A 14,194-nucleotide genomic window follows, 5' to 3' on the forward strand; every position below is an offset into this window, starting at 1 on the left:
TTCCGGGCTGACATTTTTTATATACTTAATAAAATCTAAACCACCTGTACCTTGGCTTTCGGCTTAGCCTGACCTGCGGGCAGCGCCTCTTTATTTCTCATTTTGATAAAATCCTTGAATCGCCGGACGGTGGCCATTATAAAACCGATGACCAGCACGAAGGTACCCAGCCACAGAATGTTGATCAGTGGCTTTTCAGTCGCCTTCATTACAATAAAATCACGTTGGGTAGTATTAATCGCAAATGTGAACTTGCCGGTCTGCGGATTGATTTCCTGAAATTGGATACGCATTCCCAAATCATTACTCACCTCAGGTTTTCTCGCAACCATCCGATCCCGGATCACAAATGACGGAGTGATTACAAATTCTTTGTCTTTATCCAAAACCCGGATAATCGCTTTTACCGCAGCATCTCCCGCACCTAACGTAACCCCTTCCACGCTATCCGTTCTCACAACATTATCCAAAATGGCAACATAGTCATTTACAAAAAATGTATCGCGCAAATTGATGGTGAAATTCTCCGTCTTGCTCCACACAGGCTCAGCGGTTGGGTTGGTTACCATTCCGACATAAGTGTATAAATCCTTATCAATCTTCCTTTGAATGTCCGGCGAGGAGACAATGCCACCCATTCTCGGATTAATCTGAACCCTTGGGAATAATGTAAATATTTTACCAGATGGCTCGCGGTATTCGATCTCGTAATAAAAGTTTTCTGGGAAAATCTCGATGGTATCTCCTTTGGAATTGTACTTTTTGTCATCGACAATAATGTCGCGTAAGGCAACCGCATGGAAGTCATTTTCCACAATATCAACCCAGCTTTTAGGAATATATCCGGGAATGTGACGCGGCTCAACCCGCACGTCACGCCAGGTAAGCATATAATCGCCCATTTTTTCGGCCTTGTTCAGCCAGAGCGTAATGTTTTCTTTATTCTCCTTATTGTCGTTGCTGGTGAATTCTTCGCTTCGGGAGATCATTAACCCTGAATTATTGATTGAAACAACTTTCGTGTAAGCAGACGAAAACAGGATCCCAATCAGCATTAGCGCTACGCCAATGTGGGTAATAGCACCTCCCGACAGGTTGTAATTCCCGCGAATAATATTGAGCAGAATGGTACCATTTGCTACAATTGCAAAAATACCCGTCGTCAAAAGCACAATGTATTGAATGTCCTTCACGCCTTTAAGGGTGATCACGGCAGCACTAATTAACAAAGCGATCAGTAATGGATTGTAGAGCGATTGCAAATTGCCTTTGCCAACTCGTTTCCACCAGAAATATTGACCAATGCCAGTTAAAGCAATGATCAGCGAGAAAAACCAGAGTTGGAATTTGTTATAATGACCAATCTGATCAGCAGGTAAAGCCATATTAAGGACTGTCCCGAATGCTTCCGCAATCTTGTTGTAAACCGGGATCGAGGTAGTAGCCAGAATTTGGAAACCCGACAAGCAAAGCAATGTCGCGCCAATAAAAATCCAGAATTCCTGTGAGTAAGTCGAGACTTCTTCTTCATCGCTCGGCAATGTTTTCCAACGATAAATGAGCAAACCAACCGATACAATGGTGAAAGTCAGTAGGTAAATAAGCAACTGCCCGGAAAGACCCAAATCTGTAAAAGAATGGACAGAGGCATTTCCTAACACACCACTCCTGGTCATGAATGTGGAGTAGAGGATCAGGATAAATGTGGCAATAGTTAAGATAAATGCCGTTTTCAGCGCGGTGGCATTTCTACGTCCTATGATCATGGTGTGAACTGCCGCAACGAGTATCAGCCAGGGTACAATGGAGGAATTTTCAACGGGATCCCAGTTCCAGTAACTGCCGAAGTTGAGCGTTTCGTAGGCCCAATAAGCGCCCATTAATATTCCTACCCCTAATATCATAGCAGAAAATAGTGCCCAAGGAAGCGCAGGACGAATCCAATCCTGAATTTTCTTGGTCCAAAGACCTGCAATCGCAAATGAAAAAGGAATTAGCGTCGTGGCGAACCCGAGAAAAAGGGTAGGAGGGTGGATTACCATCCAATAGTTCTGTAAAAGTGGGTTCAGCCCGTTTCCGTCTTTGGGAATGAAGTTCGGATCCATCTTGTAAACAGGCAGATCCGGCATTACTTCTTTTAACAATAAAAAAGGTGTTGAACCAATTTTAATAGCTAGTCCGGGAATCACAACACCCAGGATCATGGATGTTAAAAATGCTTGAACCAGCGCAAAAACCGTCATGACAGGTGCTTCCCACGAACGGTTTGTGAAAATAAGAACGCACCCTAAAACGACATTCCAGAATATCCAAAGCAGAAAGCTGCCTTCCTGGTCTTGCCAGAAACTTGAAATGGTGTAGCCTGTCGGAAGTGATAAGGAGGAGTTTTTCCAGGCATAATGGTATTCAAAATAATGGTTTCCAATGATCCAGTACAATGAAAATACCACCCCGAGCACAGCCGCAACATGAGTATAAAATACGATTCGCGCGAACCGTTTCCAGGTTAGGGTATCTTCAACAGACCCGCCTGCCATGCCGGATTTAAAATATGCAAAAGTGGCCACCAGGGCTGTAACAAACGCAATAATGACCAGTAGGTGGCCTGCACTTCCAATGGTACTGTGAATCATGATTTCGCCGCAGTATGTTCCGTAGTTTCCATTTTGCCATTCTCGTATTTCGAGGGGCATTTCATCAATATTTTTTCAGCCGAAAAAGTGCCGTCTTTCATTTTTCCCACAACTACAACCTGTTCGGATTTATCAAAATCCTGTGGCTTGGAGTTTTTGTAAATGACCTTTTGTTCTACATTTTGATTATCGATCAATGTAAAGACAAAATAATTGGGGTCGACTTCGGGCTGGTACTGCATTTCAACGATCTGTCCGCCAGCGCCTTTTTTCAATTTCCCGACCACATGAATGCTTTCATTGTCGCCTTCCTGCGCCATTTCCTTTGCTTTGGTAAAATCAACATAGGTACTTGCGTCCCCTGCTGTTGAAACGATGATCCCAATAGCCACTGCAATGATTACCAAACCGAATATGTGAATTTTCTTCATGGGAATTACTTGATATTTAAGTCTTTTTCGATTTTTTTAAGCTTGGAATCTATCCTTAACATGTTGATCGCAATTCCTGCAAAAACAACAGCAATCACAGCAACAACTACCCAGATCTTACCGTCTGCGCGAAGCTTATCAGCCATTTCCACGGAATTTTCTGACGCCTGGGCGATCAGGTTTCCGGACAGCGAAAGCATTGATAAGAGAATGATAGAAATCCTTTTCATTTTATTCTTGCAGACTAAATTGTAACGAAATTTTAGATTGAAATGTTTAGCAACGCATAAAATAGCACCCGCTCATTTTAGGGATTGATGCTCCGTAATCATTGTTTCTTCCCTGACTCTATTGATCCGTTTTATCCTTATTCTTAATTCTGCGAGCCAGAGCCCAAGCAAAATGTATCCAATCACTGCGGGATAAAATACTTTTCTAATGTTATTATCAAAGTCATAAGATCCGAACGTGCTGTTACCGCCGCTACCCGGATGCAGGGAATCGGTAAGGCGCGGAAGAATGTAAATGATAGGGATAAAAACCGCGAATGCGAAGATATTGTAGACTGAGGAAATTCTGGCTCGACGCTGATCGTCCTCAAACGACGATCTGAGCAACAAATAAGCCAGATACATCAGAATGCCTACCGCGGCACCATTTAGTTTTGGATCATTTGGCCAGGGATCGCCCCAGGTATAGTTCGCCCAAACCGAGCCGGTCAGGCAACCCAGAATTCCAAAAAATATTGCTGATTTCGTCAGTTCACTGGCAATGTCATCATCATTGATCCTTCCTTTGTTCAGATATCGGATTGAGAAAATCATCGATACAAACAACAGGAATGTCATAGCCAGCCAGAGCGCTACGTGAAAGTAGGTGTTCCGGATACTTTCGTTGATAATTGCCAGACGCGGGACCGGTCCTGTCAAACCTATAATGATCACATAAAATATGATTACAATGCACAGGATTTTCCACCAGATCTTTCTCATTTTAAATCATTTGTACTTTAAAATTCAGCTTCTCCACAGATAAGGAAAAAGCAGATAACTGAGTGTAATTACTATGAGATCAATAGATAATAGTGTGCTGATTTCGTCGGTACTAACCGACCAGTCGAGACCGTCTAATGCATTTTTTGCCAGTTTAATGGTCATTAAAAGCATGGGTAGTATGATAGGAAAGCTGAGTACCGCCATCAATGTGGCGCTATTATCGGCTTTGGAGGCAATGCCCGCCACCAGCGTAAGCACCGAGGCAAAACCAATGGAAGAAAGCAAACCGCAAACCGCAAAAAGCAACATATCCCCCACAGGATTTCCCATTACAAAAGCATAGAAAATAAATCCCATACCTGACAACATCAACATAATGAGTGAGTTGTAAATAATTTTGGAGATAATGATTGCCTGAGGGCTGCAAAGGTTATAATAGTACAACAGGCGTCCGTGCCTTTCCTGAGAAAAGCTTTTCGCAATGGCATTTACGGCTGTAAAGAGCAAAATTATCCAGAAAAGGGTGTTCCAGACGATCGGAGTGAGCTGATTTCTTCGAAGATTAAAGCTGAGATAGCAGACGAAGATCGTGCTGACGACATAAAGCAGCATTCCGCTCAACGCATATTTTTGACGCCATTCGAGAGTGACTTCTTTCCAGATAAGGGTTTTGATCTCGTTCAAAATAATAGGTGATCGCTGTCAGCATTTCGCGGGAGGAAACATTGTCAATCCTAAACCGCACTCCTTTCAAGCTGCAAAAATACGGTATAAAGGCTGAGGGAAATAATAAAAGCCTAATGAATTCGACTTAAAGATAACCCGTGAGGCTTTTAATGCAAATGGAATATTTGATTTCCGGTTTGAGAATGCTTTATTTGTACTTTAAATAAACTGAATCTAAATAAGGGCGTATGTCTGCTCGTACAGTATCCCAGCTTCGGAAAGGTGAGAAAGGCGTGATCAAATCGTTTAACGATCGGGTTATGTCCCTCAAATTACTGGAAATGGGCTGCTTGCCCGGATGTGAAGTGAGACTTGATGCGGTCGCTCCTTTCGGGGACCCAATTTGTATCAACGTGGGAGGATGTTATAGTTTATCCCTTCGCCTGAATGAGGCCTCCGTCATTGAGTTAGAGTAACAGTATATTCCGTTTACAGGTCTCTCCATTGAAACAAGGAAATATTAAAGTTGCGCTGGTAGGTAATCCAAATGCCGGCAAATCTACATTATTCAATGCATTGACCGGATTGCGTCAAAAAACGGGAAACTTCCCGGGCGTTACGGTTGAAAAAAAATCAGGTACATTTCGGATTTCAGGGCTGGAAACGCAGGTTACGCTTGTGGATCTGCCAGGAACATACAGTATTTATCCCAAATCCAGGGATGAAACGGTGGTCATGGATATTCTGGCCAACCCCGCACATCCCGATTTCCCCGATGTAATTGTTGTGGTGGTGGACGCTTCCAATCTGCAGCGAAACCTGCTTCTTTTTACAGAAATCAATGATTTGGGTATCCCAACCGTCATCGCGCTGAATATGCTCGATGTGGCGCTTAGTATGAATCTGACTGTCAGCGCCGTTCAGCTTGCTATGCAACTAGGTGTGCCCGTGGCCAGGATCAATGCGAGGACAGGGGAAGGCATTAATCATTTACAGGAAGCTATAAAGCAGGTTTTTGCAATTAAAGAGAGGCCTGCTATCCAGTATTTTTATCAACCAAAAGGTGTTGAAATTGAGCTGATTAACGAGGTCAAGCACATATATAATCTCGACAACGACTATGTTGCGCTCCAATACGTTTGTCAGCACGACAATTTCTCCTTCCTGCAACAGCCAGCCAGGACTAAGCTGGATGAATTAATTGAAAAGTATTCATTTGACGAACATCATTTTCTCGTTTCTGAAACGATAGCGAGGTACGACAAAATCAAACCGATTGTATCCAAAGCTGTGAAATCGGCAGGCGTTACCGAGCCGCCTTATTGGACGAGGAAACTGGATAGCATTCTATTGCATCGCGTTTGGGGATATATCATTTTTGCGATGGTTTTGCTTCTTATATTTCAAGCCATCTTCGCATGGGCAACGTTTCTCAGCGACTTTTTGGATGCATCCGCCGCTCAGGGTATTGAGTGGGTAAAGTCAGTTCTACCCGAAGGCGTTCTGAATGACCTGATTACGGATGGGATATTGACTGGTATTGCGGGTATCATTGTATTTGTGCCTCAGATTGCGATCCTTTTTGCGCTGGTTTCAATTTTGGAGGAATCGGGTTATATGGCGAGGGTAATGGTTATTATGGACAAACTAATGCGGCGTTTTGGCTTGAATGGCCGGAGTGTTGTTCCGCTGATATCCGGCGTCGCCTGCGCAGTGCCTGCTATCATGACTACGCGGAGCATTAGCAGCAGATATGAACGTTTGCTTACGATTTTGGTGACACCCTTGATGAGCTGCTCCGCCCGTCTGCCCATTTACACCATACTGATTGCATTGGTTGTGCCTTCGACACAGGTGCTGGGCGTTTTCAGTGTGCAGGGCCTGGTATTGTTTGGATTGTATTTTCTTGGGCTGATTGGAGCGCTGGGATCTGCCTGGTTGCTATCCCTTTTCATTCCCAGAAAGGAGCGAAGCTATTTTATGCTGGAAATGCCTTCGTATAAGTTGCCACGTCTGGGACATGTAGGATTTGCAATGTATGAAAGTGTTAAATCTTTTGTACTAGAAGCCGGGAAAGTCATTATGGCTATATCTATCATCCTTTGGGTTCTGGCGTCATATGGTCCCGGAGATAGGATGCAGGATGCTGAAAATAAGGTCTTAACGGAAATGGGAGCTGCTTCCCAGGAGCAAATTGATGCCGCAGTGGGTTCAGCCCGTCTTGAAAATTCCTACGCAGGACAATTTGGCCATTTCATCGAGCCGGTAATTAAGCCATTGGGTTATGATTGGAAGATAGGGATTGCATTACTCGCATCATTTGCAGCCAGAGAGGTTTTCGTCGGCACAATGGCGACTATTTACAGCATCAGCGGAGATTCGGAAGATGTGCCTACAGTAAAACAGCGTCTAAGTCAGGAAAAAAATCCCGATACCGGCGGACAAATGTTCACAACCGCAGTATGCTATTCGCTCCTCATGTTCTACGTCTTCGCAATGATGTGCATGAGTACGATTGCCGTTGTATATCGCGAAACCCACGGCTGGAAATGGCCTTTGATCCAACTGGCGTATCTGATGGCGCTGGCTTATGCTTCGGCTTTTGCGGCTTATCAGCTGTTGAGTTGAGGTAAAAATGGGTTTCAATCAAAACTAAGATTCAGGGAAAATTAGGGAATGTTATTTGACGAGCCTACCCGTAACTTTACCTGATAAAAATCGTGGAGTCTTTCAAATCCACTTTAAATTTCTGTCGTGTTTTCAGGCCATCAATCACACCAAATTCATGGCTGAGCACTTTTCCGTTTAGTATTGTCGCCTGGACTTCGAACACTCCATTCTTTACATCTTTTAGATTTGAGAGTGTGATTCCCATGCTCACATCTTTGGAATTTGGTGCGGATGCGGTGTTAAGCGATGAGTTAGGTGAATATCCTGTTGGAGATGTTGAGTCAATATAGATTCGTGAACTGTCTTTCGCGTAGACAATTATTCTTGAATATTTACTCTGACCAGCATTATGCATTAGGAAGTAGACCGTTTCATTTTCTTTGTACAAGGGATGGAAGTCACACGATAAAAATGCCAGATTTATTAAAATAGCTAAAAGAGTCTTTTTCATAAATTTTTTCGTTTCATGGTAGATCAATTATTAATCAGGTAAAAAAGTGGGGACGCTGGTCTCAGAGCATCCCCATTTTCTTACCTGATTACAATCGTGGAATCTTTCAAATCCACTTTAAATTTCTGTCGTGTTTTCAGGCCATCAATCACACCAAATTCTTTACTTAGGAATTTGCCACTTAGCATAGTAACCTGTGCTTCAAATACCCCGTCTTTGACATCTTTAAGCTTTGATAAAGTGATCCCGAGCGAAACTCCGTCTGAGCTTGGTAAGTTGCCTTGTGATGGCGTTGAATCAACATAATTGTTCAAACTGTCTTTGGCGTAGACTAGGATAAGTGCGTAGGCGCTGTTACCCACATTGTTGATTTGGAAAAGTACCGTTTCATTTTCCTTATAAAAGGGATGAAAGTCACACGATAAAAAAGCCAGCCCGAAAAGTAGAGTAGTAAGGAAGGCTTTTATTTTGTCGATCTCCATATTCTTAGCTAATTATTAATATGAACTAGGTGTTGATTGGGACTTGATAAATCATTGTATAATCTGTTCCAAACATCGATAACTTCTTGTTGTGTGTTGATGCTACCATGCCAGGAAAGGATATCATTAACGGGATGCATCGCGCAGGAATTACCTTTGCCATTCATATTGTCAATGATCTGTCCATCAGTAGGCATTTTTCTCAACGGACCGATCCCCCATTTTGTCTCATTTTTCATCCATTCTCTGGCTGACATATTATTGTGCAGGTCCATGGCAGCGTTATCAAATTTATTTTGAACGCCCTGATTCGTTAACTCATGCTTCGAAGTTGCTGTTCGCACGAAGGCCAGGGCATTGTCTTCTCCGACGGCTGCGCCAAGGATGATCTGACGGATTGCAAAGCAGGTCCATACGGCATGTAATTTCGCATTGGTTTTGGTTCCGTCCGGGCCGTTGAAGGATACTTTTGCCATGATAGCAGCTGCCGAGTAGAAACTGGCCCTTGCAGGATGCAGTAGGAGGTATTCCATCTCAGGTGTGCTGGTATAGGTGACATCGGCTCCAGTTGTTTTTTCGCCTTGTTTCTTTTTCTTCCTTATATATTCTGCTACTTTGGGAACGATATCACGTTCAGAAATGTCTCATAAAATGCGGAAATGATCTCAGACTTTTCCCGCACTTGTTCAGTCGTTGTTATTTCCGGGAAGTCCTTGAATATCCTCCTTAAATCCTTTTCTGAAATATCTGTCTCCCAACTCAGGTCAGGATATTTTTTTAAGTGCGGAATAATAATGGCGTTTAATTCTTCGTAGGAAAGTCCACCTTCTTCCCCGGTTTCACGGGCATTGCCATTCTCTTTTAAGGAATTATAGTAATCTGCAAATTCTTCCTCTGACTGATTAAAAAGCTCTTTTGGAAAGTCAGTTGTGACGATTGCCTTTTCGCCCATGAAATCAATGATTTCGGTTTTTACAATTTCGGGCTGGATTGAAGTTTTTGCTACTTCCTGTTCTTTACAAGAGAAGATGATGAAGGCGATTGCAGATGAAAGGACTGCGATTTTAAAGTTAAAATGCATAAATTGTTAATGTTTAAATGATTTTCAATTATTTAAATTGTGTATTCCCACCCTCTCGAGACCAATCCAGGGGTGGGACTTTTTGTGTAAGTTATTTGACTATTGGTTACAAAATAAGTGAGGAGAGATCGCAATTATCCAGCGGTCACAGCAATTAGCAGACGGTATGCTAAGGATGTAAATAGTTATGACGTAGGAGCATGAAAAAAAGCAACCCAAAAGAGTTGCTTTTAAAGATTCTGTAAGGTTTACCGAAATTCAAAACTCATCACCACCCCAAATAATCAACCACATCCGATGCAATCAGTGCGCTTTGTCCTTTTTTTTCTGCGGCCCGGTCGCCTGCCGAGCCATGCTGGTAGACGCCCAGGATTGCGGCTTCTGCGGGACTGTATTTTTGGGCAAGAAGGCTGGTGATGATTCCGGTCAGAACATCCCCTGTTCCGCCTGTTGCCATTCCGGGATTGCCTGTGGAATTGAAATGTACGTCGCCATTTGGCAGAATTACCGCAGTGTTAGCACCTTTTAAGCAAATGATAACCTTGTATTTTAGCGCAAAATCTCTTCCTATCTCCAATCTATCATATTCATTTATGCTATCTCCCGCCAGTCGCTGAAATTCTTTTGGATGCGGTGTTAAAATCGTGTTTTCAGGTAATTTATCATACAAAGCTCTATTCTGCGATAAAAGGTTAAGGGCGTCGGCGTCAAGGATTACAGATACTTTTGCAGTTTCCAGCAATGTTTCAAGCATTTTGGCAGTCATTATATTCTGGCCAATGCCAGGGCCGATACCAATTGCCGAATACGTCTCCAAATCAGGCAGTTCTGTAATGAATTTAGCATCGCTATCTGTCAAAGCCATGGCTTCCGGGATAGAGATTTGGATAATATCATTGCCGCACGATGGCAAATGCATGGTTAACAAACCAACGCCTGATCTCAGACATGCTTTTCCTGACAACACAGCAGCGCCCATTTTGCCATAACTTCCTGCAATGAGCAAGGCATGCCCAAAGGTTCCTTTGTGGGAAAATTTATCGCGTGGCCGGATGATGGTTTCCGCATCACTTTTCTCGGTATAATGATAAGGTGTTTCGGTCTTCTCAATATATTCCTGACTTAAACCAATGTTCACCAAATGCCAATCGCCTGTAAATTTCGCATTTTGCGGAAGCATAAAAGCCAGTTTTGGGACTTGGAAAGCCACGGTAAAATCGGGTTCAATGATGATATCTTCTTTTTGGTTGGGCTGATCGGCATAAAGGCCGCTTGCGATATCGATCGAAACCAGTTTGTTGGGCAGGCCGTTCAATTTAATAATTACCTCAGCCAGTATCCCTTCCACCGGTCTGGATAATCCCGATCCCAATAAGGCATCAATGCAAACAACATTTGCTGGAATACCAGGAAAATCCTCCATTGACTGCAAATGAATCGGCTGCAAATGATCCTTTAATCTCAGCAAATTGCTCTGAAAATCTTCAGAAGCGTTGGAAGTATAATCAATGATGGTAACCCTTACGTCATAACTTTTGATGCTCAATATTCTCGCAATTGCCAGTCCGTCACCACCATTGTTGCCTTTTCCGCAAAAAATATGAACCGGTCTGGTGTTGACAAATTGATTAGTAAACCATCCTGCAAAAGCATTGGAAGCACGTTCCATCAAATCAAGGGATGAAACCGGCTCATGTTTAATGGTATATGCATCCAGCTCACGAATTTGGCTGACATTCAGAATTTTCATAATAGTAGTCCGGGATTTTTACAATTAAAGCCTTTTAAACTTTCAGATAAGGGGAAAAAATCTTAGCTTTGCACTCGTTTTTTGCAAGGCTGTTTTGAATGAAGGGGCGTCACCCCGTCCGCTGGAAGCAAGCTATCATTTTAATCCATAAAAGCATTCGTCATGAGCGAACTTATTAAACTCGTAGAAGCTACGATTGAAAATCGTAAATCCGAGTATCCTGACTTCGGGTCAGGCGACACGATTAACGTACACGTGAAGATCCGTGAGGGTAACAAAGAACGTGTTCAGCAATTTCAAGGTACTGTCATGCAACGTCGTAATCTTAGCGGAAGCGGCGAGACTTTCACAGTACGGAAAATTTCAAATGGCATCGCGGTGGAACGTGTTTTCCCAATCCTTTCGCCAAGTATCGCTAAAATCGAAATGATTCGTCGCGGTAGAGTACGCCGTTCACGCCTTTTCTATCTTCGTGGACGTCAAGGTAAAGCCGCTCGTATTAAAGAGCTTAAAGTTTCGAAGTAAGATTGTTTTCTTCGGACAAAAATTTAAAACCCTGCAGGCGATTTTTTCTTGCAGGGTTTTGTTGTTTTGTAGCCAGGTAAAAGAAGCTATTAGCTGTTAGCTTTTAGCTCTAGTACTATCGGTTTTATTTATGCGCTTATTTCTTATGGAAATTACATTTTATAAGTATCAGGGAACGGGGAATGATTTTGTGATGATCGATGATCGTTCGCAGACTTTTCCAGTTTCGAAATCATTGATTGCTTCTATTTGCCATCGCAGGTTTGGGATAGGCTCCGATGGACTCATTCTTTTGCAAAATGCAGAAGGTTATGATTTCAAAATGGTATACTTCAATGCGGACGGAGGAGAAGGCAGCATGTGCGGCAATGGCGGACGTTGCGTTGCCCGATTTGCAAGCGATCTTGGCCTGTTTTCCGGAATGGCAAAATTTATTGCGGTCGATGGTGAACATGAAGCTACCGTTTCCAATGAAGTGATCGAATTAAAAATGACTGGTGTAACAGATGTTCAGCAGTATGAGGATTATGACTTTATAAACACCGGCTCGCCTCATTACATTACTTATGTAGACCAGGTTGAGGATGTAGATGTTGTAAACATTGGCAGCGAAATACGTTATGGGTCAGTTTATGGCCCGCAGGGAGGCACGAATGCGAATTTTGTGGAAGTGATCGAAGAAAATCACCTGAGCGTCAGAACTTATGAGCGTGGTGTCGAGGATGAAACTTTCAGTTGTGGGACGGGTGTTACGGCTTGCGCTTTATCGGCCAGCATAAGAAACGGTTGGAGCAGCCCGATCACCGTCGAAACAATTGGGGGAACATTAGAAGTAGCGTTCGCTCAAACGGCAGAAGGTGAATTCGGCGACATTATCCTAAAAGGTCCAGCGGTAAGAGTTTTTGAAGGGAGCCTGGATATTCCTTCTACTCCGATTCTATAATGCCGCCTTTTACGTGAAAAATTTTCTTGCTCATCCACTCCGGAACTCGGCAATAGTCCATCGCGGCAACTTTACTTCGCACGCCATTGGTACAAATTACAATGAGGTTTTGATAAGAGTCCAATAAGCTTCTCTTCTCCCTGATTTCAGCCAAAGGAATGTTAATCCCACCTTCATTAAATTCTTCAAATTCCCAGATTTCCCGTACGTCTATCAGCATTGAATCTGGTTTCTGGCTCAACTCAATTGCAGTCTTCAAGTCAATATCAGAATAGGTATTTCTCATCAGGAACGTGATATAAAAATATTACCGGCCATTTTTTAAAAATGGCCGGCAATGAAAAGTCGAAATTGTCGCCCTTTTTAGCGAATGCTGTATGGGTGATCGTTCACGACCGGGATATTTTTCGCGATTAATTTGTGAATGTCTTTCAAAAATACCTTTTCTTCCCTGTCACAAAATGAGAATGCGGTACCCTTTGCTCCCGCCCGTCCTGTACGGCCAATTCGGTGAACGTAAGTTTCAGGGATATTGGGAATTTCGTAGTTAATCACGTGCGTCAGATCATCCACATCAATTCCGCGTGCCGCAATATCTGTCGCTACCAAAACCCGGGTTGCCTGGCTTTTGAAATTCTTCAATGCATTCTGACGCGCATTTTGGGATTTGTTGCCGTGAATCGCTTCGGAACTCACACCTGCTTTCCGTAAAACCTTTACCACTTTATCAGCACCATGCTTTGTTCTGGTGAAAACCAGGGCAGTAGCAATGGACTGATCTTCCAGAATGTGAAGCAGCAATGAATTTTTGTCCGATTTATCAACGTAAAATAATGATTGACGAATCGTTTCAGCAGTGGAAGAAACAGGAGTTACTTCCACTTTTACGGGGCTTCTGAGGATCGTATCAGCTAATGTGACGATGGCAGGAGGCATGGTTGCGGAAAAGAACAATGACTGTCTTTTCGCAGGTAAAAGTTTTATTATTTTTTTTACATCATGCACAAATCCCATGTCCAGCATGCGGTCTGCTTCGTCAAGGACAAAGAATTCCAGTTGATTGAGCTTGATAAAACCCTGGTTGATCAAATCCAGCAAGCGACCGGGAGTTGCAATCAAAATATCAACACCTCTATGCAATGCATCGGTTTGCGGTTTTTGCCCAACACCACCGAAAACGACAGTATGTCTAATACCAGTATGACGGCCGTAAGCTGCAAAACTTTCACCAATCTGAATAGCCAGCTCACGGGTTGGCGTTAAAATCAATGCCCGAATCCTGCTTTTTTCCGACGTTCTCTCCGCGTTATTATAAAGTAACTGAAGCATTGGAATTGCGAAAGCAGCAGTCTTGCCGGTGCCCGTTTGTGCGCAGCCCAGTAAGTCTTTTTGATCTAAAATAATGGGGATGGCTTTTGCCTGAATTGGCGTAGGTGTTGTATAACCTTCTTCTTTCAGAGCCTTAATAATAGGCTCAATGAGTCTTAAATCTTGAAATATCATTTGATTTTTGATGACTGTTCAAGATCGAATCCAAACAGTCTGAATATATAAAACGGTCTTATGA

At 43.0% G+C, this 14,194-nt stretch carries 16 protein-coding genes; 4 read left to right on the forward strand and 12 right to left on the reverse strand.

The window, feature by feature from the left end; genetic code table 11:
• Window positions 1–35 precede the first annotated feature (35 nt).
• The 5 genes from ccsA (FHS68_RS05950) to FHS68_RS05970 form a co-directional block, all read right to left on the reverse strand.
• Window positions 36–2,633, reverse strand: coding sequence for a cytochrome c biogenesis protein CcsA (gene ccsA / locus FHS68_RS05950; RefSeq protein ID WP_167268770.1), 2,598 nt, complete (start codon window positions 2,631–2,633; stop codon window positions 36–38).
• Entirely contained in the window at window positions 2,630–3,064 is a 435-nt protein-coding gene (locus FHS68_RS05955; protein ID WP_167268080.1) for a cytochrome c maturation protein CcmE domain-containing protein, read from the reverse strand. The genes ccsA (FHS68_RS05950) and FHS68_RS05955 overlap by 4 nt, the downstream gene beginning before the upstream one ends.
• A 5-nt stretch (window positions 3,065–3,069) precedes the next feature.
• On the reverse strand, window positions 3,070–3,294 hold the full coding sequence (locus FHS68_RS05960) for a CcmD family protein (protein WP_167268082.1): 225 nt from the start codon (window positions 3,292–3,294) through the stop codon (window positions 3,070–3,072).
• A 72-nt stretch (window positions 3,295–3,366) separates the two neighbouring features.
• Window positions 3,367–4,056 (reverse strand): cytochrome c biogenesis protein CcsA, encoded by a 690-nt coding sequence (gene ccsA / locus FHS68_RS05965; protein WP_167268093.1) that lies wholly within the window; start codon window positions 4,054–4,056, stop codon window positions 3,367–3,369.
• A gap of 24 nt (window positions 4,057–4,080) precedes the next feature.
• Window positions 4,081–4,743, reverse strand: coding sequence for a heme exporter protein CcmB (locus FHS68_RS05970; protein WP_167268095.1), 663 nt, complete (start codon window positions 4,741–4,743; stop codon window positions 4,081–4,083).
• Between the two features lie 230 nt (window positions 4,744–4,973).
• On the opposite strand from FHS68_RS05970, the gene FHS68_RS05975 reads away from it, so the two are divergent.
• Both FHS68_RS05975 and feoB read left to right on the forward strand, forming a co-directional pair.
• Window positions 4,974–5,201: a FeoA family protein gene (locus FHS68_RS05975; protein ID WP_167268097.1), complete on the forward strand. Its 228-nt coding sequence runs from the start codon at window positions 4,974–4,976 to the stop codon at window positions 5,199–5,201.
• Between the two features lie 28 nt (window positions 5,202–5,229).
• Window positions 5,230–7,353 (forward strand): ferrous iron transport protein B, encoded by a 2,124-nt coding sequence (feoB, locus tag FHS68_RS05980; protein ID WP_167268099.1) that lies wholly within the window; start codon window positions 5,230–5,232, stop codon window positions 7,351–7,353.
• A 76-nt stretch (window positions 7,354–7,429) separates the two neighbouring features.
• Here the strand turns inward: feoB and FHS68_RS05985 are convergent, their stop codons facing one another.
• The 5 genes from FHS68_RS05985 to FHS68_RS06005 all read right to left on the reverse strand — a co-directional run bounded on the left by FHS68_RS05985 (window position 7,430) and on the right by FHS68_RS06005 (window position 11,159).
• Window positions 7,430–7,846 carry a hypothetical protein gene (locus FHS68_RS05985; protein ID WP_167268101.1) on the reverse strand — a complete coding sequence of 139 codons (417 nt, stop codon included), beginning with the start codon at window positions 7,844–7,846 and terminating at the stop codon, window positions 7,430–7,432.
• An 80-nt stretch (window positions 7,847–7,926) separates the two neighbouring features.
• Window positions 7,927–8,328 (reverse strand): hypothetical protein, encoded by a 402-nt coding sequence (locus tag FHS68_RS05990; protein WP_167268102.1) that lies wholly within the window; start codon window positions 8,326–8,328, stop codon window positions 7,927–7,929.
• Window positions 8,329–8,336: 8 nt separating this feature from the next.
• Window positions 8,337–8,861, reverse strand: coding sequence for a DUF6973 domain-containing protein (locus FHS68_RS05995; protein WP_167268104.1), 525 nt, complete (start codon window positions 8,859–8,861; stop codon window positions 8,337–8,339).
• Window positions 8,862–8,938: 77 nt separating this feature from the next.
• Window positions 8,939–9,409 (reverse strand): hypothetical protein, encoded by a 471-nt coding sequence (locus tag FHS68_RS06000; protein ID WP_167268106.1) that lies wholly within the window; start codon window positions 9,407–9,409, stop codon window positions 8,939–8,941.
• 268 nt (window positions 9,410–9,677) lie between these two features.
• Window positions 9,678–11,159, reverse strand: coding sequence for an NAD(P)H-hydrate dehydratase (locus FHS68_RS06005; protein WP_167268108.1), 1,482 nt, complete (start codon window positions 11,157–11,159; stop codon window positions 9,678–9,680).
• 162 nt (window positions 11,160–11,321) lie between these two features.
• Here FHS68_RS06005 and rplS point away from each other — a divergent pair, with 162 nt between their 5' ends.
• Entirely contained in the window at window positions 11,322–11,684 is a 363-nt protein-coding gene (gene rplS / locus FHS68_RS06010) for a 50S ribosomal protein L19 (protein WP_167268110.1), read from the forward strand.
• Between the two features lie 145 nt (window positions 11,685–11,829).
• The gene (gene dapF, locus FHS68_RS06015) at window positions 11,830–12,627 is read left to right on the forward strand and encodes a diaminopimelate epimerase (RefSeq protein WP_167268112.1); all 798 of its coding nucleotides are present in this window, start codon (window positions 11,830–11,832) and stop codon (window positions 12,625–12,627) included.
• Here dapF and FHS68_RS06020 read toward each other — a convergent pair.
• Entirely contained in the window at window positions 12,611–12,913 is a 303-nt protein-coding gene (locus FHS68_RS06020) for a rhodanese-like domain-containing protein (RefSeq protein WP_310588510.1), read from the reverse strand. The genes dapF and FHS68_RS06020 overlap by 17 nt on opposite strands.
• Window positions 12,914–12,990: 77 nt before the next feature.
• Window positions 12,991–14,130, reverse strand: a complete 1,140-nt coding sequence (locus FHS68_RS06025; RefSeq protein WP_167268114.1) for a DEAD/DEAH box helicase — start codon at window positions 14,128–14,130, stop codon at window positions 12,991–12,993.
• Window positions 14,131–14,194 lie beyond the last annotated feature (64 nt).

Source organism: Dyadobacter arcticus (assembly GCF_011762185.1).
Lineage (GTDB): Bacteria > Bacteroidota > Bacteroidia > Cytophagales > Spirosomataceae > Dyadobacter > Dyadobacter arcticus.

Coding starts and splice junctions, on each gene's coding strand:
- ccsA (WP_167268770.1), bottom strand. CDS start 2,633: ATGATTCACAGTACCATTGGAAGTGCAGGCCACCTACTGGTCATTATT.
- FHS68_RS05955 (WP_167268080.1), bottom strand. CDS start 3,064: ATGAAGAAAATTCACATATTCGGTTTGGTAATCATTGCAGTGGCTATT.
- FHS68_RS05960 (WP_167268082.1), bottom strand. CDS start 3,294: ATGAAAAGGATTTCTATCATTCTCTTATCAATGCTTTCGCTGTCCGGA.
- ccsA (WP_167268093.1), bottom strand. CDS start 4,056: ATGAGAAAGATCTGGTGGAAAATCCTGTGCATTGTAATCATATTTTAT.
- FHS68_RS05975 (WP_167268097.1), top strand. CDS start 4,974: ATGTCTGCTCGTACAGTATCCCAGCTTCGGAAAGGTGAGAAAGGCGTG.
- FHS68_RS05985 (WP_167268101.1), bottom strand. CDS start 7,846: ATGAAAAAGACTCTTTTAGCTATTTTAATAAATCTGGCATTTTTATCG.
- FHS68_RS05990 (WP_167268102.1), bottom strand. CDS start 8,328: ATGGAGATCGACAAAATAAAAGCCTTCCTTACTACTCTACTTTTCGGG.
- FHS68_RS05995 (WP_167268104.1), bottom strand. CDS start 8,861: ATGGAATACCTCCTACTGCATCCTGCAAGGGCCAGTTTCTACTCGGCA.
- FHS68_RS06000 (WP_167268106.1), bottom strand. CDS start 9,409: ATGCATTTTAACTTTAAAATCGCAGTCCTTTCATCTGCAATCGCCTTC.
- FHS68_RS06005 (WP_167268108.1), bottom strand. CDS start 11,159: ATGAAAATTCTGAATGTCAGCCAAATTCGTGAGCTGGATGCATATACC.
- rplS (WP_167268110.1), top strand. CDS start 11,322: ATGAGCGAACTTATTAAACTCGTAGAAGCTACGATTGAAAATCGTAAA.
- dapF (WP_167268112.1), top strand. CDS start 11,830: ATGGAAATTACATTTTATAAGTATCAGGGAACGGGGAATGATTTTGTG.
- FHS68_RS06020 (WP_310588510.1), bottom strand. CDS start 12,913: ATGAGAAATACCTATTCTGATATTGACTTGAAGACTGCAATTGAGTTG.
- FHS68_RS06025 (WP_167268114.1), bottom strand. CDS start 14,130: ATGATATTTCAAGATTTAAGACTCATTGAGCCTATTATTAAGGCTCTG.